The organism is Halomonas sp. LS-001 (genome assembly GCF_052983955.1).
In genome coordinates this window covers 3,347,877-3,372,868 of the sequence record NZ_CM129816.1, presented here as the reverse complement: position 1 = coordinate 3,372,868, position 24,992 = coordinate 3,347,877, and the positions used below count along the sequence as shown (strand labels likewise).

General features: G+C 56.7%; 21 protein-coding genes and 1 CRISPR repeat array. Of the genes, 10 read left to right on the top strand and 11 right to left on the bottom strand.

Annotated elements, in window-relative coordinates; genetic code table 11:
* Together cas1e and cas2e are read left to right on the top strand one after the other, a co-directional pair.
* A complete protein-coding gene (cas1e, locus tag ACU6TU_RS14915; RefSeq protein ID WP_447142175.1) occupies positions 1–921 on the top strand; it encodes a type I-E CRISPR-associated endonuclease Cas1e in 921 nt (306 codons plus the stop codon).
* A complete protein-coding gene (gene cas2e / locus ACU6TU_RS14910) occupies positions 922–1,215 on the top strand; it encodes a type I-E CRISPR-associated endoribonuclease Cas2e (RefSeq protein WP_447142174.1) in 294 nt (97 codons plus the stop codon). It begins immediately after the preceding gene.
* A gap of 110 nt (positions 1,216–1,325) precedes the next feature.
* A CRISPR array of direct repeats spans positions 1,326–3,002; the repeat unit is 29 nt; unit sequence CCGATCCCCGCACCGGCGGGGATGAACCG.
* Between the two features lie 19 nt (positions 3,003–3,021).
* On the opposite strand, the gene ACU6TU_RS14905 is transcribed toward cas2e, so the two are convergent.
* Positions 3,022–3,324: a hypothetical protein gene (locus ACU6TU_RS14905; protein ID WP_447142173.1), complete on the bottom strand. Its 303-nt coding sequence runs from the start codon at positions 3,322–3,324 to the stop codon at positions 3,022–3,024.
* Positions 3,325–3,856: 532 nt separating this feature from the next.
* Here ACU6TU_RS14905 and glnA point away from each other — a divergent pair.
* The 5 genes from glnA to ACU6TU_RS14880 all read left to right on the top strand — a co-directional run bounded on the left by glnA (position 3,857) and on the right by ACU6TU_RS14880 (position 10,093).
* Positions 3,857–5,263 (top strand): glutamate--ammonia ligase, encoded by a 1,407-nt coding sequence (gene glnA / locus ACU6TU_RS14900; protein WP_447142172.1) that lies wholly within the window; start codon positions 3,857–3,859, stop codon positions 5,261–5,263.
* A 127-nt stretch (positions 5,264–5,390) separates the two neighbouring features.
* Complete coding sequence (locus ACU6TU_RS14895; protein WP_447142171.1) at positions 5,391–5,909, top strand: DUF4124 domain-containing protein; 519 nt, start codon at positions 5,391–5,393, stop codon at positions 5,907–5,909.
* 156 nt (positions 5,910–6,065) lie between these two features.
* Complete coding sequence (gene glnL / locus ACU6TU_RS14890) at positions 6,066–7,121, top strand: nitrogen regulation protein NR(II) (protein ID WP_447142170.1); 1,056 nt, start codon at positions 6,066–6,068, stop codon at positions 7,119–7,121.
* Positions 7,122–7,200: 79 nt separating this feature from the next.
* A complete protein-coding gene (ntrC, locus tag ACU6TU_RS14885; RefSeq protein WP_447142169.1) occupies positions 7,201–8,631 on the top strand; it encodes a nitrogen regulation protein NR(I) in 1,431 nt (476 codons plus the stop codon).
* A gap of 220 nt (positions 8,632–8,851) precedes the next feature.
* On the top strand, positions 8,852–10,093 hold the full coding sequence (locus ACU6TU_RS14880; protein WP_447142168.1) for a diguanylate cyclase: 1,242 nt from the start codon (positions 8,852–8,854) through the stop codon (positions 10,091–10,093).
* A gap of 2 nt (positions 10,094–10,095) precedes the next feature.
* Here the strand turns inward: ACU6TU_RS14880 and ACU6TU_RS14875 are convergent, their stop codons facing one another.
* The 4 genes from ACU6TU_RS14875 to ACU6TU_RS14860 form a co-directional block, all read right to left on the bottom strand.
* Positions 10,096–12,066 (bottom strand): M1 family metallopeptidase, encoded by a 1,971-nt coding sequence (locus ACU6TU_RS14875; protein ID WP_447142167.1) that lies wholly within the window; start codon positions 12,064–12,066, stop codon positions 10,096–10,098.
* 9 nt (positions 12,067–12,075) lie between these two features.
* Positions 12,076–13,230 carry a ChaN family lipoprotein gene (locus ACU6TU_RS14870; RefSeq protein WP_447142166.1) on the bottom strand — a complete coding sequence of 385 codons (1,155 nt, stop codon included), beginning with the start codon at positions 13,228–13,230 and terminating at the stop codon, positions 12,076–12,078.
* Positions 13,231–13,238: 8 nt separating this feature from the next.
* Entirely contained in the window at positions 13,239–13,406 is a 168-nt protein-coding gene (locus ACU6TU_RS14865; RefSeq protein ID WP_447142165.1) for a DUF6435 family protein, read from the bottom strand.
* Between the two features lie 80 nt (positions 13,407–13,486).
* Positions 13,487–14,011 (bottom strand): YqiA/YcfP family alpha/beta fold hydrolase, encoded by a 525-nt coding sequence (locus tag ACU6TU_RS14860; protein WP_447142164.1) that lies wholly within the window; start codon positions 14,009–14,011, stop codon positions 13,487–13,489.
* A gap of 155 nt (positions 14,012–14,166) precedes the next feature.
* Here ACU6TU_RS14860 and ACU6TU_RS14855 point away from each other — a divergent pair, with 155 nt between their 5' ends.
* The gene (locus tag ACU6TU_RS14855; protein WP_447142163.1) at positions 14,167–16,449 is read left to right on the top strand and encodes an ATP-grasp domain-containing protein; all 2,283 of its coding nucleotides are present in this window, start codon (positions 14,167–14,169) and stop codon (positions 16,447–16,449) included.
* On the opposite strand, the gene ACU6TU_RS14850 is transcribed toward ACU6TU_RS14855, so the two are convergent.
* The gene (locus ACU6TU_RS14850) at positions 16,426–16,965 is read right to left on the bottom strand and encodes a phosphatase PAP2 family protein (RefSeq protein ID WP_447142162.1); all 540 of its coding nucleotides are present in this window, start codon (positions 16,963–16,965) and stop codon (positions 16,426–16,428) included. The two genes, ACU6TU_RS14855 and ACU6TU_RS14850, sit on opposite strands and share 24 nt — an antisense overlap.
* Entirely contained in the window at positions 16,937–18,109 is a 1,173-nt protein-coding gene (locus ACU6TU_RS14845; RefSeq protein WP_447142161.1) for a glycosyltransferase family 4 protein, read from the bottom strand. The genes ACU6TU_RS14850 and ACU6TU_RS14845 overlap by 29 nt, the downstream gene beginning before the upstream one ends.
* Before the next feature lie 393 nt (positions 18,110–18,502).
* Between ACU6TU_RS14845 and ACU6TU_RS14840 the strand changes: the two genes are divergently transcribed.
* Together ACU6TU_RS14840 and ACU6TU_RS14835 are read left to right on the top strand one after the other, a co-directional pair.
* Positions 18,503–19,507 (top strand): porin, encoded by a 1,005-nt coding sequence (locus ACU6TU_RS14840; RefSeq protein WP_447142160.1) that lies wholly within the window; start codon positions 18,503–18,505, stop codon positions 19,505–19,507.
* 426 nt (positions 19,508–19,933) lie between these two features.
* Positions 19,934–20,599 carry an SDR family oxidoreductase gene (locus ACU6TU_RS14835; protein WP_447142159.1) on the top strand — a complete coding sequence of 222 codons (666 nt, stop codon included), beginning with the start codon at positions 19,934–19,936 and terminating at the stop codon, positions 20,597–20,599.
* Between the two features lie 18 nt (positions 20,600–20,617).
* Here ACU6TU_RS14835 and ACU6TU_RS14830 read toward each other — a convergent pair whose 3' ends face one another.
* From ACU6TU_RS14830 to ugpB, 4 genes are all read right to left on the bottom strand, one after another.
* A complete protein-coding gene (locus tag ACU6TU_RS14830) occupies positions 20,618–21,673 on the bottom strand; it encodes a sn-glycerol-3-phosphate import ATP-binding protein UgpC (RefSeq protein ID WP_447142158.1) in 1,056 nt (351 codons plus the stop codon).
* A gap of 2 nt (positions 21,674–21,675) precedes the next feature.
* Complete coding sequence (gene ugpE, locus ACU6TU_RS14825; protein ID WP_447142157.1) at positions 21,676–22,518, bottom strand: sn-glycerol-3-phosphate ABC transporter permease UgpE; 843 nt, start codon at positions 22,516–22,518, stop codon at positions 21,676–21,678.
* 48 nt (positions 22,519–22,566) lie between these two features.
* Entirely contained in the window at positions 22,567–23,451 is an 885-nt protein-coding gene (ugpA, locus tag ACU6TU_RS14820; RefSeq protein WP_447142156.1) for a sn-glycerol-3-phosphate ABC transporter permease UgpA, read from the bottom strand.
* A gap of 145 nt (positions 23,452–23,596) precedes the next feature.
* On the bottom strand, positions 23,597–24,922 hold the full coding sequence (gene ugpB / locus ACU6TU_RS14815) for a sn-glycerol-3-phosphate ABC transporter substrate-binding protein UgpB (protein ID WP_447142155.1): 1,326 nt from the start codon (positions 24,920–24,922) through the stop codon (positions 23,597–23,599).
* Positions 24,923–24,992: the final 70 nt, after the last annotated feature.

Sequence of the window (24,992 nt, the reverse complement as noted above, 5' to 3'; positions counted from 1 at the left end):
ATGGGCTTTATTCCGCTAAAGCCCATCCCCGAAAAAGACCGTATGTCGATGATCTTTATCGGGATGGGGCAAATAGATGTGCGCGACGGTGCCTTTGTTGTTATTGATGAAGTCAATGGCGAGCGGATGCACATCCCGGTGGGATCAGTGGCGTGCCTGCTGCTTGAACCAGGCACACGGGTTTCTCATGCCGCTATTAAGTTGGCTGCCACGGTAGGCACGCTATTGATTTGGGTGGGTGATGCAGGCGTAAGGCTTTATAGCGCTGGCCAGCCCGGTGGTGCGCGATCAGATAAATTGTTGTACCAAGCGCAGCTGGCGCTGGACGAAAAGCTGCGCTTAAAAGTGGTTCGCAAGATGTTTGAGCTGCGTTTTGGGGAAGAGCCGCCATCACGTCGTAGCATTGAGCAACTGCGTGGTATGGAAGGCGCAAGAGTGCGCAAAACCTATCAACTGTTAGCCAAACAATATGGGGTGAAATGGAATGGGCGACGTTACGATCCCAAGCAGTGGGATGCCTCTGATGTCGCTAACCAATGTCTATCAGCAGCAACCGCCTGCTTATACGGGATTACCGAAGCGGCTATTCTAGCGGCGGGCTACGCTCCTGCGATTGGGTATCTGCACACCGGCAAGCCGTTGAGCTTTGTGTACGATATTGCTGATATTGTTAAATTTGAAACGGTAGTGCCAGCGGCTTTTCGAGTTGCAGCCCGCAATCCACCCATGCCTGAAAGAGAAGTTCGTATCGCCTGCCGCGATGCATTCAAGCAATCCCGAATACTCCAGCGCTTAATCCCCATGATCGAAGATGTGCTTGCCGCTGGCGATATTCAGCCGCCACCGCCAGCACCCGATTCAGTTCCACCTGCTATTCCAGAGCCACCTTCAGTTGGCGATGCTGGGCATAGGAGCGGATAAATGGCGATGCTTGTAGTGATTACAGAAGCTGTACCACCTCGCCTGCGCGGCAGGTTAGCCGTGTGGCTCCTGGAAATTAGAGCCGGTGTTTACGTTGGCGATGTGAGTCGGCGCATCCGAGAAATGGTTTGGGAGCAAGTGGAAGCCCTGGCAGAAGATGGCAATGTCGCCATGGCCTGGGCCAGTAACCATGAATCTGGCTTTGAATTTCAGACTTACGGAGAAAACCGTCGAGAACCGGTTGATCACGACGGGTTACGTTTGGTGCGCTTTTTACCGCCACAAGTTAACTAACTGATTTAACTAGATCTTTAATAATTTAATGTGGTTAAAAAGCAAGCAAAATAGCTGGTGGATTTTTTATCTGCTATTTTCTTCTTGTAGATCAACTGTCTACAGCTAGTCCGATCCCCGCACCGGCGGGGATGAACCGTAATGCGGCAATGACCTTGCCAGTAATGGTTTCCGATCCCCGCACCGGCGGGGATGAACCGTGATAGTGATGCGGGACTACTCCGATATTCTCCCGATCCCCGCACCGGCGGGGATGAACCGTCAACGTTGACGACCTCAAAGCAGTGGCCACGCCGATCCCCGCACCGGCGGGGATGAACCGGTTGACGGCTCGCTTAATCTGACCGACGACGACCGATCCCCGCACCGGCGGGGATGAACCGCATAATCAACCTCGCCTACTGCGTTTACATAACCGATCCCCGCACCGGCGGGGATGAACCGCTGAATTGGCTGGTGGACTACGCAATGGATGGCCGATCCCCGCACCGGCGGGGATGAACCGAGTGGATGTACCGCTATCACCTGGATGGTAGACCGATCCCCGCACCGGCGGGGATGAACCGATAATTCTACTTGGGCGCTCTTTAGTCTTGAGCCGATCCCCGCACCGGCGGGGATGAACCGCTTAACGTTCCTGCCCTACGCCGCAACACAGGCCGATCCCCGCACCGGCGGGGATGAACCGAGATTCAGGATAAGGGCAAGACGGCACCGCGCCCGATCCCCGCACCGGCGGGGATGAACCGCCATCTGCTACGTTTACGCATAAGGGGAAAATCCGATCCCCGCACCGGCGGGGATGAACCGGCCGGGAGATGGCATAAAATAATTGCATTTATCCGATCCCCGCACCGGCGGGGATGAACCGGTATTAGGATTGCCGTTGCAAAGCACCGAGATCCGATCCCCGCACCGGCGGGGATGAACCGCTCGCACAGGAACACGAACGGGAAATCCTGAGCCCGATCCCCGCACCGGCGGGGATGAACCGGTGTTTGCGTAGGCTTGCCTTCGAGCGTTGAGCCGATCCCCGCACCGGCGGGGATGAACCGCTAATTGACGCCTAGGCAGATGAATACTGTCACCGATCCCCGCACCGGCGGGGATGAACCGGTGAGGCTGATAACCCGGCTGTGCAGGCAGCTCCGATCCCCGCACCGGCGGGGATGAACCGGATTTGAGCAGCCCGGGCGGTAAAGACTTGAACCGATCCCCGCACCGGCGGGGATGAACCGCCCGAGAGTTCAGCAAGAAACGCATCGACAGGCCGATCCCCGCACCGGCGGGGATGAACCGATTTCACGGCGGTCATGGATCGCCTACACGCACCGATCCCCGCACCGGCGGGGATGAACCGCGCTTCCGTAGATGACTGGCAAACGATGGATGCCGATCCCCGCACCGGCGGGGATGAACCGCCCTCAATCAAACCCAGCAGCAAAGGCGCGCCCCGATCCCCGCACCGGCGGGGATGAACCGGAAACCCCGTGGCAAATGATCTAACGCTTAGCCCGATCCCCGCACCGGCGGGGATGAACCGCATGACATTGGGCGCATTGGCCTCCATCCAATCCGATCCCCGCACAGGCGGGGATGAACCGGTCTCAACGGCTATCTCAGGCGTGATGCCGTTCCGATCCCCGCACAGGCGGGGATGAACCGCTCTGCATGCAGGCTAGCGGGCTTGTCACTATCCGATCCCCGCACAGGCGGGGATGAACCCACAGACAAAAGTAGACATTAAGCAGAATCACCCCGATCCCCGCACAGGCGGGGATGAACCTATTAACTAGCCATAAACGCTTAGTTTTCTTCTCCCTTTTCCTTCTCTTGCCATCTTTCCAGGCTGCGTTTGTTATCGGGCAGTCGCACTATGTGGCCAAGGGCGAGGCCGTGAAACTGCTTGTGACGTTTGCCATGGGCGTCGATGAGTGCAACCACTGTCCCGATGCTGACGGCGTCGTCTTCCATATAGGCTTCCACTTCGACGCGCACGGTGCAGCTTTGGTAGCGGGCGGAAAGTATCTCGCCGGGGTAGGGGGCGTCGGTGTTGAGTCCGGTAACGCTGTCGTTGCCGGGGGCATCCCATTCAATGTGCTTATGCATGATAATTTTCCTTTGCCGATGTGTTGGGTGACTGTCTATGTCAGGTGCTGGGTGTGTTCGTCTATGGGATGACTGCGTCGAGTAAGGATGTCAGTGCATCAGGCGGTTACGTTGAGTCTAGTGGGCAGATGCTTGGGTCATCAAGTTCTGCTTGTTTTATGATTGCTCTGTTTTGGTGCATGTTAAGTGTTTCGTGTATTTTTATGGTGCATAACGAGGCGATTGAAACGCTGATTGGTCAATAGTTAATGAATGAGAAACGTTTTTGCGCTTTTATATGGCATATAATTATTTAAAAGTCAGATATAAGCTATTCAAAAACATGGGTTTATGATTTTTTACACTTTATTGGTGCATGGTTGGCACGCTATCTGCATTATTCATGGCAGCGGCTAATGTCATAGGCAGAGGACGCCTGGGCATGCTAAAACAGTAGCCGATTTAACCTTGCATCACGTTTTGTCCACCATGATGAATGGCGTGCAACCCGGATGCTCAGATACATTCAGTTTTGTTTACACCGGAGATCACCATGTCAGCCAAGACGATCGCACTCATCGAAGAACACGACATCAAATGGGTAGACCTGCGTTTTACCGATACTCGCGGTAAAGAGCAGCACGTGACGATTCCCGCCCGTGACGTTGATGAAGAGTTTTTCGAAAACGGCCAGATGTTTGATGGTTCTTCCATTGAAGGCTGGAAAGGAATCAATGAGTCCGACATGATCCTGCGCCCTGAAGACGGCACTGGTTTCCTGGACCCCTTCACTGAAGACGCTACCCTGGTACTGCGTTGCGATATCATCGAGCCTGCTACCATGCAGGGTTATGACCGCGACCCGCGCTCTATTGCCAAGCGCGCCGAAGCCTACCTGCAGTCAACTGGCCTTGGCGATACCGCCTTCTTTGGCCCGGAGCCAGAGTTCTTCATCTTTGATGAAGTGCATTGGAAAGCCGATATCGAAGGCGCGATGTACAAGATTTCCTCGGAAGAGGGTGCCTGGGCCACGGATCGTACTATCGAAGGCGGCAACCTGGCACACCGTCCGCGCGTGAAAGGTGGTTACTTCCCGGTTCCGCCGGTAGATAGCTTCCACGATATCCGTGGCGCCATGTGTAACACGCTGGAAGCCATCGGCCAGACGGTTGAAGTGCATCACCACGAAGTGGCGAACGCCGGTCAGAACGAAATCGGCATCAAGTTCAACACCTTGGTGAAGAAAGCTGACGAAGTGCAGGAAATGAAGTATGTCATCCACAACGTGGCGCATGCTTACGGCAAAACAGCGACCTTCATGCCGAAGCCGCTGGTAGGTGATAACGGTTCAGGCATGCACGTCCACCAGTCGTTCTGGAAAGATGGCCAGAACCAGTTCGCCGGTGATGAATACGCGGGTCTGTCTGAAATGGCGCTGTATTACATTGGCGGCATCATCAAGCACGCGCGTTCGCTCAACGCTTTCACTAACTCGTCTACCAACTCTTACAAGCGTCTGGTGCCGGGTTTTGAAGCGCCGGTTATGCTGGCCTACAGCGCACGTAACCGTTCGGCGTCTATCCGTATTCCGTACACTGCAAGCCCGAAAGGCAAGCGTGTGGAACTGCGTTTCCCTGACCCGACCGCTAACCCGTACCTGTGCTTCTCAGCAATGCTGATGGCTGGTATCGACGGTATCAAGAACAAGATCCACCCTGGCGATGCCATGGACAAGAACCTGTATGACCTGCCGCCGGAAGAAGGCAAGGCCGTACCGACCGTGGCTCATAGCCTGGATCAGGCACTGGAAGCGCTTGACGCTGACCGCGCCTTCCTGACCGAAGGTGGCGTGTTCACTGACGACATGATCGATGCCTTCATCGAACTCAAGATGGAAGAAGTTGAGCGTCTGCGCATGGCAACTCACCCGATCGAGTTTGATATGTACTACAGCTGCTAAGTTCTTAACAGACATAGCGCTTTAAGCTGATAGATGAGCAGCACCTTATCAGCTGCTACCATCACTCCAGAGGTGATGTGAGTAAAACCCCGCTTCGGCGGGGTTTTTTGCTTAAAGGGGGCAGGGGATGGCATTCAGAATCTGGCCGAGAGTCGCCATGTTGGCGTTGATGCTGTGGTTGGCCACACCGCTGGCCGCGCAGACCGTGTATCGCGTGGTGGATGAACAGGGACGTGTCACCTTCACCGATAACCCCGATCAGGGCGGAGAAGCGGTTGAGCTGGCGCCGCTACAGAGTGTTTCCGCGTCACCGGCGGCGTCTTCCCGTACCCGTCCCAGCGCCCGCCCCAGTTCGCCGGGGCAGCCCTTCATGCCGTATGACCGGTTTGAGATTGCTTACCCTCGGCCTGAGGCCCGTGTGGACACAACCACTCAGGTGGAAGTGGCCGTCAGCCCTGCCTTGCGTGAGGACCATCAGATGCGTTTGCGCCTTAATGGTGAGGTCAGCCAGACCGCGTTGCACAGTGATGCGTTCTGGCTGGCTAACCTTCCGGCGGGCGTGCATCAGTTGCAGGCAGAGTTACTCGATGCCCAGGGGCGGGTGCGCCATCAAACATCAAGCGTGCGCATTCATGTTGCACCATAATGGTGCTTTAAGAGGCTGTTCGCGGCGCTATCACCGGTTCTGGCAGTGCATGAAGGCGTTTTGCTTAGCCTGATGCGCTGCCGTGTTTGCTGCCAGCGCCATGTTGGCGCGTTTTTTGCAGCCCCAACATCATGCCATTCGATCACAGGAAGGGATATGTATCAGCGCTTGCTTGAACACCTCACGACAGCCGTCCTGCTGCTTGACGGCGAGCTGAAGGTGCGATGGATGAATCCGGCGGCAGAAGCCTTGCTGGCCGTCAGCGTCAGCCGAGTATTGGGGGCGCGGCTGGATGGCTTTCTGGGCGGCGAGGAGGGAATCGAGGGCGTATTGATAAAGGCGCGCGATGCGTTTCATCCCTATACGCAGCGGGAAGCGCGGATTACGCCGGTTAACGGCGAGTCGCTGACGGTGGATTATACGGTCACGCCGTTATCGGCCAATGAGCTGCTGCTGGAAATTGAGCCTCGCGACCGCTTGATGCAGATTTCCCGCGAGGAAGCGCTGACCACGCGCCAGGAGACCATCAAGGTGCTGGCACGTGGCCTGGCTCACGAAGTCAAAAACCCGCTGGGCGGTATTCGCGGCGCGGCTCAGTTGCTTGAGCGTGATCTGGCGGACCCGGCGCTCAAGGAGTTCACCCATATCATTGTTGAAGAGGTGGATCGCTTGCGCGACCTGGTGGATTCCATGCTTGGGCCGAACCGTATCGTCAAGCATGAGCCGGTCAGTATTCATAAAGTGCTGGAGCGGGTGCGTGCGCTACTGATCGCCGAGCACCCTGAGGTACGCATTGAGCGCGACTATGACCCCAGCCTGCCTGACCTTTGCGGCGATGAAGCCCAGATGATTCAGGCCATTCTCAACGTGGCACGTAATGCGGTACAGGCGATGACGGATGCCCAGACACAGAACCCTGAACTGGTGCTGCGCACTCGGGCGCGGCGCCAGTTTACGCTGGGGGCTGAGCGTCATCGGCTGGTGTGTGATGTCGGGATTATCGATAACGGCCCGGGCATTCCCGAGACGCTGCAGGAAACGCTGTTCTTTCCGATGGTCTCCGGGCGGGCGGAAGGTAGCGGGCTGGGGCTTTCAATTGCGCAGTCGATTCTCCATCAGCATCAAGGGCTCATCGAGTGCGATTCACGGCCGGGGCGCACCGAGTTTCGTTTGCTGATTCCTCTTTTTGTGAATGACGCCGTTTGTCCATGACGGTGCTTAAGGATTCGCTTGTAGCTTTGTTTATAGATTCATTTTTAGATTTGTTTGTTGATTTCACCGGAGAAGCACCATGACTGAAGTTCACTCGACCGATGTTGCTCGTGTGGTGATTGTGGACGACGACCGCGCCATTCGCTGGGTGTTGGAGCGTGCTCTGGCGCAGCCCGACCTTGAGGTGGAGTGTATTGAGCGTGCCGACACGGTGCTGGAACGCCTGATTGCCGAACCACCCGATGTGTTGGTGACGGACATCCGCATGCCGGGTATTGGCGGGCTGGACCTGATGGCAAGAATTCGTGAGGCGCACCCGGATTTACCGGTGATTGTCATGACGGCACATTCCGATCTTGATAGCGCGGTGGCGTCTTACCAGGGGGGCGCCTTTGAGTACCTGCCCAAACCCTTTGATGTTGATGAAGCGCTGGCGCTGGTGCGTCGGGCCGTTGCCCATGCGCGGGAGCGTCAGCGGCCAGTCAGCGTACCGGAAGGCTTGAATGCGGAAATTATCGGTGAAGCACCGGCCATGCAAGAGGTGTTTCGCGCCATCGGGCGCTTGTCGCATTCGCACATTACTGTGTTGATCAATGGTGAGTCCGGCACTGGTAAAGAGCGGGTAGCGCAGGCGCTGCACCAACATAGCCCGCGTTCGGGAAAGCCGTTCATTGCCTTGAACATGGCGGCGATTCCGCGAGATCTGATTGAGTCGGAACTGTTTGGGCATGAAAAAGGTGCCTTTACCGGGGCCACTTCCCAGCGTCAGGGGCGTTTTGAGCAGGCCAACGGTGGCACCCTGTTTCTGGATGAGATTGGCGATATGCCCGCCGAAACCCAGACGCGGCTTCTGCGCGTGTTAGCGGATGGTGAGTTCTACCGCGTGGGCGGGCATACCCCGGTGAAGGTCAATGTGCGGATTATTGCAGCCACCCACCAGAACCTCGAGTCACTGGTCGATGAAGGGCGCTTTCGCGAAGATTTGTTCCATCGTCTCAACGTCATTCGCATCCACTTGCCGCGTCTATCGGAGCGGCGTGAGGACATCCCCCGCCTGACCCGCCATTTTCTGGCCGAGGCGGCCAAGGAGCTGGCGACCGATATCAAGGTATTAACGCCGGAATCGGAAACCCATCTGACGCATCTTGCCTGGCCGGGAAATGTGCGCCAGCTGGAAAATATCTGCCGCTGGCTGACGGTGATGGCGTCCGGGCGGGAAATTCTGGTCGAAGACCTGCCGCCGGAATTGCGTGCAGAAAGCAACCTGGAGGGTGCGCTGAGCGGTGACTGGCGCAGTGCGTTTCGCAGCTGGGCGGATCAGGCGCTGGCAGAAGGGCATACTCACCTGCTGGAAGAGGCCGTGCCCGACTTTGAGCGGATTCTGATCGAAACCGCGCTCAAGCATACCGGCGGGCGTAAAGGCGAAGCGGCCGAACTGCTGGGGTGGGGGCGCAATACACTGACGCGCAAACTCAAAACCTTGTTGCCTGCGCTGGCAGATGACGGTTAGCCCTGGCCAGCCAGTACCAGAAAGTCAGTACCAGAAAGTCAGTTCTGGAAGGCTGGTACTGGAAAGTCAGTCCTGACGTGGGTGATTTTAGTTGGCTTTATCACCCGCGTTTCTCTCTTTTCTATGACCTGCGTCATAGCGTATGACGTAAAAGCGGAGTAGCGTAAACGGCCTTTCTAAATTATTAACTAACAATAATCCTTTTAAGGGCCACATTATCATGCCGACGCGCCATGAGCGCCGCCGTGAGTCGGGATTAGCCAAACCGGCTGACTCCTCCTGGGTGGCCAGTACCTATAGCTCGCTAAGAGACACGCTGACCAACCGTTATCACAGCCGTGATTTTGTCTTCGCCCATGCGTATTACATGCGCAGCCGCGTGATAGCGATGGGGGTCATTTTTTTGGTGATGTCGCCGGTGTGGCTGCTGGTGGATCGCTGGATGCTGCCCGATGCCTTGTGGGTGACAACCCTGATGGGCCGTTGTGTGATGATGCTCGGCTTTGCCGTGGTGGTGTGGTGGGCCTGGTGCAACGAAGACAATATCCGCCGCATTCGCTTCAGTGCTGGCGCTTTGCTGGCCATGCCTGCCCTGTTTTATGTGCTGATACTGAGCATTGTTCCTGAAGCCAGCGTTCCTGAAGCCAGTGTTCTTGAAGCCAACGTTCTTGAAAGCAGCGTTCTTGAAGACAGTATTCTTGAAGGCAATAACACGGTGCTGGCTGGGTATGGTTTTATCCCGTTTTTGCTGGTGGCGGTGTTGAGTGTCTTTCCTTTTACGCTGGTGGAATCGTTAGTGGCCGGTTTGCTGCTGCAAGCGCTGCTGGTGTTTGCCCAGCAGGTGAGTGGCAGCTGGATGACGCCTGCCGGGCTTGAGGCTCAATGGCTAATGACCTCGCTGATGGCGGTGACACTGACGGCCAATCACTTCCAGCTGAGCCTGTTGTTGCGGCTTTATCGCCAGGCAACCCACGACCCTCTCACCGGGCTACTCAACCGGGGAGCGCTGGAACTCAGGCTGGCAGACATTGAGCGAGAAGAAGCCCGCAGTGGCGAGTCAATTCCTTATGCGTTATTGATGATGGATATCGATCACTTCAAACGCGTCAACGATACCTATGGCCACTCCGTCGGCGATAAAGTCCTGCGTGAATTTGCCCGCCTGATGGCGCTGCAGGTTCGCTCGGGGGATTTCGTGGCCCGCTATGGCGGTGAAGAGTTTGTGGTGGTGCTGCTGGACATCAGTGCCACCGATGCGGCGGTTATTGCCGAGCGGATACGCGATGCCATCGAACACGCCACCCTGTTTGATCACGACGGCAACCGGGTGCCGATTACGACCAGCATTGGTGTGGCCTGCCCTGAATCGTCGCAACAAAGCGAACAGACCCTGAGGCGGGCCGATGAACGGCTGTACCGTGCCAAGGAAAGCGGGCGTAATTGTGTCGTGAGTGGTGCTTAGGCCTAGTCAAAGGTGTGGCGCAAGTCAGGCGCTGTCTTCCAGTTGCCGCGCTGGGTGCCGTCCTGGGTAAGCACCACATAGCTGGCGCTACCCCAGTGACGCAGGCCCCGCATCAGGCGCATGGCATCTTCGGGCGTTGCCGCGCTGATGATGCCCAGCTGGGTGCCGGGTTGACGCCAGAGTCGGCTCGCCGAGCTCTGGGCGGGTTCACTTGTCGGCAATCGGGCGGGGGCGTCCAGGGGGTGATCGTCCCACCACTGATCAATGTCATCCGGCGTGCCAATAACCCAAAGCGGTGTTGATGTGATGTCATCCGGCGGGCTGGATAGCGCAGTGGCCTCTTGGGGAAGGGGCAGTTCACTGTGCTCACCCAGGCGTAGCCAACGGGTGTCAGGGTCAAGGGTCAGATCGCGCAGAGTGGCGGGTGCATTGGGCAACTGGCGCAGAACCTGATAGTTCGGGTCGACATATAGCTGCTCAGGGCGCTGAGTCACGGTGAGCGTAAAGGTATGAGAGCGACCTTCAAGACTTAGCCAATGGCGTTCCGTTTGGCCGTCTTGGTAATGGATGTCTACCGGGATACGCAGCGGCCAGGTCAGCGTTTCAGGAGGGCGGCTCTCTTCGTGATGTTGATGGCTGTGTTGGCCAAGGGTAATTGAAAGGTTGAATCTGCCGTCATTTTCTCCCAGCTGGACTTCGTCAAGGGTCACTCTGGGGCGTCCGGGCTGTTCTACCCAGGCGTGAAAAAAATCGTCCAACGCCTGGCCGGATGAAGCTTCAAAAGCGCTTTGCAGGTCGTTCCAGTCAGCTTGCCCGTAACGGTGCCGCTCGATCAGCTTCCTCAGCCCAGCGTTAAAGTCCTGCGTACCGATTTGCTGCTCAAGCATGTAAAACAGCATGGCGCCATGTTGATAGCCGATCAGGCGGTCCTGGGGTTGGCGCTGGTAACCAAACTCACTCAAGGCCAGGTGGCTGACATCAGGCAGGGCGTTAAGGTCGGTCAGCCAGCGTTGGCGCAGGGCGTGCGCTTCACCTGAAAGTGCTTCCATGGTGTAGTCAGCGAGGTAGGTCGTCAGGGCCTCACTCCAGTTACCCTGGCCGGGCGCGGCCTGAACAGCCGTGCCCCACCAGCCGTGCATCAGTTCGTGGGGAAGCGACGTATGCGGGATAAACGGCAGCGCAATCACCTGCTCACCCAGTAAGGTAAAGCCAGCAAAGGCAAAGCCGATGGGGCGTGCTGAAGCGGCAATGGTGAAACTTGAATAAGGATATGCCCCCAGACGTTGCTGAAACACCTGAAGGGCGCGCACGGTGGCATCCAGATAGGTCGTGGCGAAAGACGCGCTAAGTGCCTTCGGAAACAGGGTGCGCAGCGTGACGCCTTGAGCCTCGCGGGTGCTGGCTTGCCAGTTACCAGCCGCCAGTGACAGCTGGCGCGCTTCAGGGTGAGCAAAACGGGTCTGACGTTTCTCGCCCTGAGTCGTGGTCTCCTGCCAGTTGCCGCTCACCACGCTTTCCATGCGCTCAGGTGTTGTAATGCTGACGTTTGCCACATAAGGGGCTGGGTCATCAATTTGTGGGTACCAGTCCAGCTGGGCGGGGAGCCAGAGGTTATCTGCAGACCAGTAGCCTCCGCCCGGCAACCTTGAAGCCAGCTGTCCTTCCCAGCTCAAGGTTAAAGCGCTTGGCGTATCCGGAGCGCTCAAGCGGTAGTGGCTTGGTTGAGTCTCTTCCCAGTCAAGCAATGCGTCTTCCTGCTTGACCTGCTTAAGCGTGAGGCCGGGGGCAAGCGTGAAGGCTAACGGCGCACGGGCGATGTCATCAGGCAGGTTCAGCCTCATGGTCCCGGTGATCAGGCGCTGTTCGGGGTGCAAGGTCACCTCGATGGATTTTTCGAGGCCATTTTCAGGCTCGAGCGCTAGCGCCGTACTCACCCATAAACCCAAGCCGCACAGCAGAGCCAACAGCCTCATTCCGTCACCTCAACGGTCAGTAGTCGGAAAACGCACCAGTATTTCCTGAGATTTGCCACTGCGCAGAATGTCCAGCGGCAGCAAGGTGCCTGGCACCTGGCGGTTGATGATCGCAATTAACTCAGCGGGTTGCCGGGTCACAAGGCCAGCGGCTTGAGCGACCACATCGCCTTCCTGCAAGCCTGCCCTGGTGGCCAGTGAACCCTCTGCCACGGCGACGATAAGAACGCCGTCGGGGTGAGCTTCAATCTGAACGCCAAGCCGTGGTGGCGGTGTCTGAATGCCTTCTTCCTCGGCCAGCAGGTAAATCCCTTCGGCAACGCTTTCGTCGGGTGGCTCGCAGCCTTCGTCAAGGGTCATCGGCACCATTGTCATGGTGTTGGTCACGCCCATGGCGGCAAGCTGGTAGGGCACGCCGTCGCCATAGGCCAGGTGACCAACGCCCATCAGCCCGACGGCCAGGGTGCCGTCGGCTGCGGCATCTGCCAGGCCGTCTGCCATGGCCACATCCCAGGCCAGCTGGGCGTTCAGGAAGGTTTCAAAGGCGGCATCATCGGCCCCCATGGCATGGTGCTGAAACGTTTCCCGCAGGCGCTGCTGATAGGCGTCACTGGCCATGGTCGGGGCGGGAATGCCATAGCGCTCTTCGGCGGGAATGGCGTCGAACCCTTGTGTGGCCAGCTGGCGGCGAAGGGAGGGCTGAATGTTGAGTGCCAACAGCGGTATTTGCTGCATGCGGGCAAAGTGCAGAATAGGCAGATACAGTTCAGGGTCGAATCCCCAGGCGTCGTGCCACTGGCTTTGTTGCAGAAACTCGCCTTCAGACAGCTCACCCGCCACCCAGGCATCCAGCGCGGGTTGGGCTTCACGCGGGAGCATTTCCAGCCCGATAACCATATCATCACGATGCGCGGCAAGGCCTGCCAGGGTGTGCAGTTGCCAACGGTGGTGGCTGACCCGGTCATGGTATTCGCCCATCAGCACCACATCATGCTCTGCAGCCTGTTCAAGCAGATAAGGAGCCGCCACCGGAGAATTCGCTTGCCACCACTGGCCAGCGCGTGCGCATTGAGCGCTGTCATCCGCCAGGGTGGCAGGCGTTGCGGTGACGCTTATCACGCAAAACAGCAGGGCAGTACAGTGGCGTCGGTGGAAGCAGAGCATGGCGAATCTCAGGATTTCAATTTGTTAATTTCGGCCAGTAACGCATTGGCTTCTTCGGTCAGGGTGGCGTTGGCACGCATATCACCATTACGCGAAGCCAGCATCGCTTCTTCGAGTTTCTTTTCGTAGTCCTTCTGCAACTTCTTGACCGGGTCTTTCTTGAATAAACCGAACATAAAACACCTCCTATCATGTGTACACTATTTGTAGAGGTTTTGTTTGCTCATGTCTAACATTATTGTCGCTTTTTACCGTTTTATTGAGCGTCGTCAGTCAGACACTGACGCATAAAGACATCAAAGTCGCTGAGGATTGTCGACATGCTGGCATGCAGGCGGTGGTCATCATTGATCATACGCAGAGACAGGCGCTGGCGCCGGGCGATTTCGATTACCGGATCAGGGGGAACAACATCGTCCTGCCAGCCATGAATGATATGCGCGTGACGGGCCTGCAGCGTGGGTGAGGTCTGTGGATAGTCAGGCAGGCCAAGCGCGGGGGCAATCATGAAACAACCACGGGTAGCAAACCGCGAGCTGACCATGGCGCTCAGCCAGCCGCCCAGGCTGGAACCTGCCATCACCCAGCATCCCGGCGTTTCGCTGCGTGCCTCCAGGGTTTGATAAAGATGCTCCAGCCGCACCCTGGGGTCGGGCATGTCGCGGTAATCCATGACCACGGCCTCGCAGTCGTCGAAGGTTTCGACGATGCCCTTAAGCGCCTGCATCTTCAACGCGTTTGGGCCGCTTTCAAGCCCGTGAGAGAGATAAACGGTCAACATCGTATTACCTTTAATATTAATAACAATGAAGGGTAAAAATTAAACAAAGTAACCCCCGGCGTGCCGCCGCTGTATGCCTGAAGGCGCTATGTTATAAGGGTAGCCCACATTGCTGGCAGCGTTTTGTCAGCATCCAGTTCTGCAGGTGAAACGTTATGTCTCAGCAGCCATCAGGCGATCCCCAAACCTCCTCTCCGGCAAAACCGCTTAGCGATGTGCGCTTGAATATCAGCGGTATTCGAGCCACGCTAGGAGCCAGAGGTCGCCTGGTAGAACCCACCATCACCTGCAAGGTGACGATTAGCGGTGATATTCCTCGCGCCGGGACGCTGCATCAACGCCTGCGGCCACTTGTGCCTACGCTGTGGCCGAGCCAGCCGATTCTTGAAGCGCCGCCTGAAGTCTGGCCTCAGCACTTCAACGTAGTGAAATACGATCCCTCAAGCAACGATACGTCCGGCAATGCCACGCTCTCAGAAGCGCTTTGGGCATTGGGTGAGTGGCTGATTGCGTTGACCGTTGCCCTGCAACGCACGGCTTATGATTCTACGTTCCAGGGTCAGGTGCTGTCAGTGGATAAAAACAGCGTATCGCTGGCCTTGCCCTGGGCCAGGCTGCATACCGCTCAGGATGCGCTGCGTTGGGCAGGGAAGCACCTGATTGCGTGGTCATCCTATAGTGAATCGGCTGAGCCGCGCGCCTGGCATGGCGACTTCAAGGAATGGCTGAAAAAAGCCCAGCGCGGCGGGAATAATATTCTCACCCAGGGCTTTATCATGGCAGCACGCCAACGCCAGCTGCCGGTCACACGTCTTTCGCCGGATGCATTCCAGCTTGGCTGGGGCAGCGCGCAAATGCACTGGGAAGGGTCCTGCTGCCAGGACACCATGGTGGCTGGCCGGATTGCCAACTATAAGCATTTATCGACCCAGCGGCTTGAGCAGGTCAGCATTCCGGTACCCAAAACCCATGTTGTCACCACTCAGGAAGCCGCTGAAAAAGCCGCCGAAACACTCGGCTTCCCTGTGGTGGTCAAGCCTTTGAACAATGACCGTGGCGAAGGGGTCTTTTCCAACCTGAACAGCCAGGTCGAGCTGGTCAGTGCCTTCAAGAAAGCCATTGAGTTCAGTCAGAACATTATTGTTCAACAGCATGTGCAAGGGGAAGATTACCGCCTGCTGGTGGTCAACGGGAAATGCCTGGTTGCCACGCGTCGTGACCCAGCTGCGGTTATCGGTGATGGCCAGCACTGCATCAGAGAACTGATCGACATTGCCAATCAGGACCCTCGGCGTGGCGACTCCCATCGCAGCTATTTGATGAAGCTTTCACTGGATGAGATTGCGTTAGAGGTGCTGGAGCAGCAAGGCATTAACCCGGACAGCATTCCGGCGGCGGGGGATAAAGTGTATCTGCGTCAGATCGCCAACTTTTCTACCGGCGGCACCGTGGAAGATGTCACCGACAGAGTGCACCCGGACAATGCCTTGCTGGCGGTGCGGGCAGCCCGCGCCATTGGCCTGAACATTGCGGGGGTGGATCTGCTGATTTCCGATATCGAACGTTCCTGGCGCGAGATGAACGGGCATATTATTGAAGTCAACGGTGGCCCCGGTCTGCGTCTGCACTGGCTGGGTAACCCAACGCGTGACCTCAATGGGGAGATTCTTTACCAGTGCCTGGGTGAACGGCAGCTGAGAATACCCACCGCCGCGGTTCTTGGCGTGATGCATGACGAGGGGGAAAATCCGGCGACTCGCGTGTGCCGTATGCTTCATCATCTTGCCGCCGCTAATGACGGCTGTCCGGGCACCACCACGTCTCAGGGGGTCATCATCGGTGGTGAGCAGATCAGCACCAAAAGTTCGGTTTCCTCCGGCAAGGTACCGGCGGCGCTATGTGATGCCACGGTAGACCGTGCTTTCTTTGAGCTCTGGCCAACCCTGCTGGATAAATATGGCCACTTCTGTGATCGCTATGACGTCCTGGCCCTTTATGAGGCCGATGAGCAGCCGCTTAATCATCTTGTGCCGGAATGTCTGACGCGTGCTGGCCATACGCTGGTCATCAATGCGGATTCCGACAAGGTGCTGGCGCTGTGTCAGCAGGTACCGGCGGGCTGCCAGTCACTGCTGGTGTCCATGCAGGCGGATAACCCGGCGTTGGTGGCGCATCTTGCGAAAGGAGGCGAGGCGCTGACGCTTACTCAGCACCAGGGCGCACGCTGGATTGTGGCTTGCCACGGCAGCAGGGTTCAGCCCTTGCTGTCAGCCAATGTGCTGCGTTATCTGATTGATTCAGTGGGTGAAGATGGCCTTCGTGAAGCCATGTTTGCACTGGCGATCGCGCATGCTCAGGGCGTGCGCTGGGAAAATTTGATCATGCCGATGGTGTCGTTCCCGCTGGATGTGCTGTTAACCCAGCAGCGCCAGGCTTAACAGCGCAAACCCATAGCCCATGGCAGCGCCAGCGACCACATCGCTGGCGTAGTGAAGGCCAAGCCCGACCCGCGAGATGGCAATCAGTACCGCGAGTGGCACAACAATCGGCAGCAGCCACGGCGTATGGGCCGCAACGAACAGGGTAAACATGACGGCGTGCATGGTGTGACCGCTGGGAAAGCTATAGCGGTCTCGCGCAGGTTCGCTGCACAAAATGCCGCCGCAGTAGGTAATAAAAGGGCGTTCACGGCACAGGCGCGTTTTTACAAAGCGGTAGACCACAACAGCAATTAATGCCGTTACGGTGTACTGCATGACCCGGAAGCCGCCGTTGGGCTGTAGCCAGGGTTGGGCCAGGATCAACGCCACCCAGACAGGCCAATCCCCCAGTCGGCTGGCGGCCTGTAAGGTAAGCCGCCAGGGCCGGTAGGAGGAAAGGCGGGCAATGCGTTGGCAGAACTGCCATTCGAGTATGTCGAGGCGATCAAACACGCCAAGAAGCCGAGGTCGCATGATAAGTCTCCAATGTCTGATAAAGGTAGTTGACCAGCTGCCGGGCAATGTCGGGCCAGCTCTGTTTGAGGGCTCGGCAGCGTGCCAGACGGCCATAGCGGGCATAGTCGGCCGGGTGCTGGCAAAGTGAAACCGCTGCCTGACAGAACCCGTCGGCATCGTGGGCAGGTACACAGAGTCCGTTAATCTGATGGTTGATCAAAATTGCGCTGGCGGCCTGCTGATAAGCCACCACCGCCAGCCCGCTTGCCATGGCTTCCGTCACGACGTTGCCCCAGGTTTCTGATAATGACGGAAACACAAAGATATCGGCGCTGGCGTAGTAGCGTGCCAGCGTCTCCTGAGCAATAAAGCCGGTAAAGTGGGCCTCAGGCAGCGCTTGTTCCAATGACTGGCGAGCCGGGCCATCACCGACGACCACAAAGGCCATATCTGGGCGGACATTGTGCATCGCCTGATAGGCTTCCTGAAGCAACGTCAGGTTCTTCTCGGCGGCCAGCCTGCCGACATACAGCGCGACGGGTTGGTGGTCATTCACCCCCCATTGCTGGCGGAGTGCCGGGTCGCGTTGATCGGGAGAAAACTGCTGGCTATCAATCCCCCGGGAAAGCACTTCAACACGGCGGATACCGCTTTTTCGCAGGGCGCTTGCCTGCATTTCCGTCGGCACCAGCGTCAATGCGCAGGCGTTATGGAAATAGCGCAGGTAGCGACGCGTGATACGGGTGAGAAGCCTCAGGCCGTAGTCCTGGCAGTAGTGATCAAAGTTCGTATGCCAACCCGCTATCAGCGGGATATTCAATTGCCGTGCCGCCTGGCGTGCGGCCCAGCCCAGCGGGCCTTGAGTGGCAAGATAAATAACATCCGGCCGATGACGCTGCATGAAACGGCGCAGTCTGCGCGGCGTGGCCAGGCCTATCTGCACGTCACGATAACCCGGTAGTGCGAAGGGTTTGACCTGTTCTTCTGCGCAGATGATTGACGAGAGCACGCGATGGTTCTGGAGAGACGAGCACCGGGAATACGGCCGGATCAGGTCGATGGTAACGCCCTGCTGGTCAAGTTCCCGGCTTAACCGGGCCAGTGTGTGGGCAACGCCATTGATTTCCGGCACCCAGGTTTCACTGACAATACATAGCCTCATGCTCGTCGCTCTGATCGTTAGATTACTTTCAGCTTGGGGGAAGGCGATGACATGTCCACGACACTGATGTGAACAATCAGTGACAAATTATTAATTTGATCAGCGCTTACGCCTGATTTTATGCAGCCACTCAGTTGTGTTCAAAAAGGTGTCATTTTTATGATTTCTGTATGAATTTACTTTGTGAATATTTTTTTGGGAAATTTAAGATTACTGCAATAAAGACCCATTAGTTTTGATCCTGCGAATAAATACTAACGGTTTTTGGCTTGCGACATAAATGACCTGACTGATTAAGAGAGAGGGTTTAGCAGGAGGATGGTTAGGCCGATCTTTATATTTTCAGGAAGTGTGCAGGCGTAATTCAATAATCATTAACTGATGGGATCAGACATGTTCAAGAAACGTACATTAGCACTCGCAACCGCTGGCCTTCTGGGAGCGTCTGCCGCCCAGGCAGCGGTTGTTTATGATCAGGATGGCACGTCGCTGGATATCTATGGCCGTATTGCCATGGGTGTTGAAGGCGGCGGTGTCGAGGCGGGTACCGATAACAGCGAGGAATTCCGCAACTTCGGTTCACGTCTGCGGGTAACCGGCAGCCAGCAGATCAGTTCTGACCTGCGTGCCTTTGCTCGGGTTGAATGGCGCTTTACGGGGGATGAGCGCAACCAGTCTTCCGGCTTTGATGAAGTTCGTAACAGTTACCTCGGCCTGGAAAGCCAGCAGTTTGGTACCGTGATGGCGGGCAACTATGACAGTTTCTATGACGGTTACGTCATGTCGCCGTTCGATGTCTACGTTGAGCGAGGCTATGAGTTCGCCGGGGGTGGTACTCAGTCGCGTGGTGACTCTATCGGTTATAAAACGCCTGATATGAATGGGTTCCAGGTCGTGCTGTCAGGCAAGCATTACTCGGTACGTGGCCTGCCGGAAGACCAGGCGCCGGGTGACGGTAATGTCATCGCTCTGCAGGGTGGCGCTGTGTATGCCACTGGCCCGGTGCGCCTGGCACTGGGGTTTGTTGACGACAAGGCACGCGGTGGCGGTAATGAAGAAGTCCGCTATGGTACAACAGCGACGTTCGATGTCAGTGACGAGTTCTCTGTGCGTCTGGGGTATGAAACCCGTGATGACAATGACCTTCGTGGCGGCGGTTTTGATCGTACGGGGCTGGGGGCAAGCGTCGGCCTTGATGCCTGGACTTTCCACGCGGATGTCTACGATATCGACCCCGAAGGCAGCGCCGATAGCCGCACTGCCTTTGCCGCAGCCGCACACTATGATGTCACAGGCGATTTTGATGTCTTCCTGGAAATCAATGACGCCGATGAAGATTCACTCAGCGATGTCAATGAAGATCTGTACTATGCACTGGGCGCCCGTTACCACTTCTAATCCCGTTACCACTTCTAATGTTTCAGAAGTGCGCGGGTTTTAGAAGTGCGTGGGATGAAGATAGTGTTATAACGCGTTCAACGGAAGGCCCTTGAGGTGGCTGTGCCCATCTTGAGGGTTGTCTGTAAGAATTGTGAGTTGTGAGTTGTGAGTTGTGAGTTGTGAGTTGTTATTTGGAATTGTGAGTTAAGCGCCCGGTTTTGTTTCGATTGTTTTTATTGCCGATAAAAATTACTTTATCGGCTTTTTTTACCTATAAAAAATGCAAGAAACACTCCCGTCATGTGGTAAATTTATTTATGTAAATAATAGTTAATAGGCGTTTTTGAAAATTCGCCTTGAAAATAACATTTTGAATCATATGTCCTGTACAGGGTTATTGATGTAGCTGATAAGCCTGAATTCAAACCGTAAGGGGTGAACCATATGTCACACAGCGTTGTTATTACCGGTGCCAATCGCGGCGTCGGCCTGGCATTAGCGGATCAGTATCATCAGGCCGGTTGGCGTGTCATCGGCGTTTGCCGTGAGTCGTCAGACGCTTTGCAGGCGGTCGCGGAGCGGGTGATTGACGGTATTGATGTCACACAGGCAGAGAGCGTGACGGCGCTGGCCAAAGCCTTGGAAGGGGAGTCGTTGGATCTGCTGATAAATAATGCCGGGCTTTTACAGGATGAGTCCCTGGGCAGCATTGATTTCGACAGTATTCGCACTCAGATGGAAATCAACGCCTACGCGCCGCTTCGGGTCAGTGAAGCCCTGGTGCCATTGATGCAAAAGGGCAGTAAGATCGCCAATATCACCAGCCGTATGGGCTCGATTGCCGATAATGATTCCGGCGGCCGCTACGGCTATCGGGCGTCCAAGGCGGCACTCAATGCGTTTGGCAAATCCCTGGCGATGGACCTTAAGCCGCGTGGCATTGCCGTGGCGCAGTTGCATCCGGGCTATGTCAAAACCCGCATGGTCAACTTCGGCGGTATGATTTCACCGGAGGAAGCAGCCTCCGGCATCATCGCGAGGATTGACGCCCTCACTCTCGATAATACCGGCGGCTTCTGGCACTCCAATGGTGAAGAACTGCCCTGGTAAGCTTCCTTGGTCAACAACTCAGCCGCCGGTGCGCTTGCCGGTGGCGCTATTGAACGGATGCAAGGCATCGCGGGCAATATAGAACGTGAGTTTATCGCCTTCACTGACCGGCGGCTGTCCGGAGGTACGGATCACCGTCGGCTGTTCGCTATCGGCAAGTTGAACATACAGATGGCTTTCCGCACCGGCCGCCTCAAACAGCACGAGAGTGGCTTCCACCTCCAGATGTGGCGCTTCCGGTGGTTCCAGCAGCATGTCATCCGGGCGCATGCCGACGGTATCGGTGCCTTCCGGCAGGTCGTGTAACAGCGCCCCGCTGCCTTGGTCATGCAAATAATTCAGCGGCAGCATGTTCATGGCGGGGGAGCCAATAAACCCGGCGACAAACATGCTGGCCGGGCGGGCGTAAATCTCCATCGGCGTGCCGACCTGCTCAATCTGCCCGGCGTTGAGCACGACCAGGCGGTCGCCTAGCGTCATGGCTTCGAGCTGGTCGTGGGTCACGTAAAGGCTGGTGGTTTTCAGGCGGCGTTGCAGCTGTTTGATTTCTACCCGCATCTGTACACGCAGCTTGGCATCCAGGTTGGAGAGCGGTTCATCGAACAGGAAAGCCGCCGGGTCCCGCACCAGAGCGCGGCCCATCGCCACCCGCTGGCGCTGCCCGCCGGAAAGCTGGCGCGGCTTGCGCTGCAGGAAGTCTTCGATTTCCAGCATCTTGGCGGCCGTCTGCACGCGCCCTTCAATCTGGTCTTTCTTGAAGCCGCGGTTCTTCAACCCGTAAGCCAGGTTGTTATAGACCGTCATGTGCGGGTAGAGCGCATAGTTCTGGAATACCATGGCAATGTCGCGCTCGGCCGGTTCCAGATTGTTGACGACCCGGTCGCCGATTTTCAGGGTGCCATCGGTAATGCTTTCAAGCCCTGCGACCATCCGCAGTAGCGTGGACTTGCCGCAGCCCGAGGGGCCAACCAGCACCACAAACTCGCCATCTTGAATGGCAAGGTCAATGCCTTTGACGGCATCGACGTTACCGCTGTAGGTCTTCTTGAGCCCTTCCAAGGTAATACTGGCCATACTTATTTCTCCGTCTCGGTCAGGCCTTTCACAAACAAGCGCTGCATGAACAGGATGACTAATACTGGGGGTAAGGCGGCCAGTACCACGGCGGCCATGATCAGGTGCCACTGAGGGTTTTCCTCGGACGTCATGCGCTGAATGCCCATCACGATGGTGTAGTAGTCCGGGTCAGTGGTGATCAGCAGGGGCCACAGGTACTGGTTCCAGCCGTAGATAAACATGATCACAAATAACGCGGCTATATTGGTGATCGAGAGGGGCATCAGAATGTCCTTGAAAAACTTCAAGGGGCCGGCGCCATCAACGCGGGCGGCTTCAAGCATTTCTTCCGGTACCGTCATGAAAAACTGACGGAACAGAAACGTCGCTGTCGCTGAGGCAATCAAGGGAATCGACAGCCCGGCAAAACTGTTGAGCATGCTGAGATCCGCCACCACCTGATAGGTGGGAATAATGCGCACTTCCACCGGTAGCATCAGCGTGACGAAAATCAGCCAGAAAAAGAACATCCGGAAGCGAAAGCGGAAATACACAATCGCAAAGGCGGATAGCAGTGAAATGCTCAGTTTGCCGAGGGTAATCGCCATGGCCATCACAAAACTGTTCCATAGCATCTGGCCAGCTGGTGGGGCACCGGCCCGTGAGAGGCCTGTGCTCCACATGGCTTTGTAGTTTTCCCAGCCGTGGGAGCCAGGCAACATCGGCAGGCTGCCACGCAACAAGTCTCCCGGTGCCTGAGTCGAGGCCACAATGGCGATGTACACGGGGAAGACGACCAGGGCAACGCCACTGATCAGCAACAGGTGCGCAAAGAAATTAGCCCAGGGGCGATTCTCAACCATAATGATGCTCCGGGAGGAGGAATAGACGGGTAGGCGTTGTCAATGGCATCAGTAATTCACCCTGCGTTCTATAAAGCGGAACTGCACAATGGTGAGGGCAACCACAATGGCCATCAGAATCACTGACTGAGCAGCGGAGGAGCCCAGGTTCAACCCCACAAACCCATCGGCATAGACCTTGTAGACCAGCGTATTGGTGGCCTGTGAGGGCCCACCTTCGGTGGTGGCATGGATAATGCCGAAGGTGTCGAACATGGCGTAAACCACATTGACGACCATCAGGAAAAAGGTGGTGGGTGTGAGCAGCGGAAACACGATGGTCCAGAAGCGCTTGATGGGGCTGGCACCGTCAATGGCAGCGGCTTCGATCAATGACTGCGGTATGGATTGCAGGCCAGCCAGGAAAAACAGGAAATTATAGGAAATCTGTTTCCAGGCAGCCGCAAAGACCACCAGCATCATGGCATCCGCCCCGGAGGTTCGGTGATTCCAGTCATAGCCTATGGCGTCGAGTACATAAGGGATAATGCCGATGGATGGATGAAAGATGAACCACCACAGCACCCCGGCAATGGCTGGCGCAATGGCATAGGGCCAGACCAGCAGTGTCGTGTAGGTGCTGCGCGAACGGATCATGCGGTTAACCGTGCTGGCCATCAGCAACGCCACCGACATTGAGAGCAGCGTGGTGCCAATGGCAAACACCGCCGTGACCGACAGTGAATTGAGGTAGGCGCCATCACGGAACAGGTTGGTGAAGTTCTCAAAGCCGACAAAGGTGCTGCGCAGGCCAAAGGCATCTTCCCGTAACAAGGATTGATACATGGCCTGGCCCGCAGGCCAGATAAAGAAGATCAGGGTGATAATGACCTGAGGCGCTAGCAGGGCATAAGGTAGCCAGCGGCCAGGAAACGTCATGCGTTTGGTTTGCATGGGCGACTCTTTTTTATTTCAGCACGGACGGGTCTTGGGCTTTGTCTGAAACGTTAGACCCACCGCGCCTGATCATCAGCGTGATGGATGAAAATAGCAAAACCACCGCCCGGCCAAAGCCGGGCGGTGGTTGTGAAGGCGATACTTACTGGTTGGCAGCTTCGAAATCGCGTAACAGCTGATTACCGCGTTCAACGGCAGCGTCAGCCGCTTCCTGGCCGGATTTTTCACCGGTCATCACGGCTTCCATTTCTTCGGAGATCGCGTCGCGGATCTGTACGAAGTTGCCAAAACGTAGCCCTTTTGAGTTTTGGGTTGGCTCGTTCAGCGTCATCTGTTCGAGAGAAACATCAGCCCCCGGATTTTCCGCGTAATACCCCTGCTCTTCGCTCAAGTCCCAGGCGGCCTGGGTAATTGGCAGATAGCCGGTCTGCTGGTGCCACTCGGCCTGGACTTCCGGCTGGGAGAGGTAATCGAAGAAGGCGGCAACGCCTGCGTATTCCTCATCGGTGTGGCCTTGCAGGGTCCACAGGGTGGCGCCGCCGATAATAGAATTCTGCGGAGCGCCATCAATATCGTCGTAGTAAGGCTGCATGCCGTAGCCGACTTCAAATTCAGCGTTGGCCGCGACATCCGCACGGGAGGCGGAGGAACCAAAGAAAATGGCGCAATCCTCAGAATAGAACATGGGTTCGGAATCAGGGCCGGAGCCTGGGCCACCCCATTGGAAAACGCCGCTTTCCTGCCAGGTACTCAGGTTTTCCCAGTGGCGGGCGACATGCTCATTATTAAAGGTAAGCTCTGTTTCCAGACCGCCAAAACCATTCTCAAGTGTGCCCAGTGGCAGGTTATGCCAGGCCGAGAAGTTTTCCAGCATGACCCAGCTGGGCCAGGACGTGGTGAAACCGCAGGAGGCCGCGCCGGATTCCAGCAGCTGCGTGCCCATTTCTTCCATTTCCTGCCAGGTGGTCGGCGGCTGGTCCGGGTCGAGGCCAGCGGCTTCGAACATGTCGCGGTTGTAGTACATGATCGGTGTGGAAGAGTTGAACGGGAATGACAGCATGTTGCCGTCCGTATCGGTGTAATAACCGACCACGGCAGGCAGGAAGGCGCTCTGATCAAACCCACGGCCATGGTCTTCCATGAGCTGGTAAGCCGGGTAGATGGCACCGTCGGCACTCATCATGGTGCCGGTGCCGACTTCGAATACCTGCAGAATGTGCGGCTGCTCACCGGCACGGAAGGCGGCGATCGCGCCGGTCATGGTCTCGGTATAGGTGCCGCGGTAGCTGGGCACCACACGGTAGTCATCCTGGGAGGCGTTGAAGTCTTCCGTCATGCCTACGAGGATTTCCCCTAGCTGGCCACCCATGGCGTGCCACCAGGTCACTTCGGTAGCGGCCTGGGCAGAGAGGCTGAAGCTGGCACTCATGACGCCCAGCGCGAGGGCGTGAAACTTGAAGCGTGACATGACGTCTCCTTGAGAATAGCGTGCTGTTTTTTTAATTTAACTTCGTAATAACAGTAATTAATATAGATGA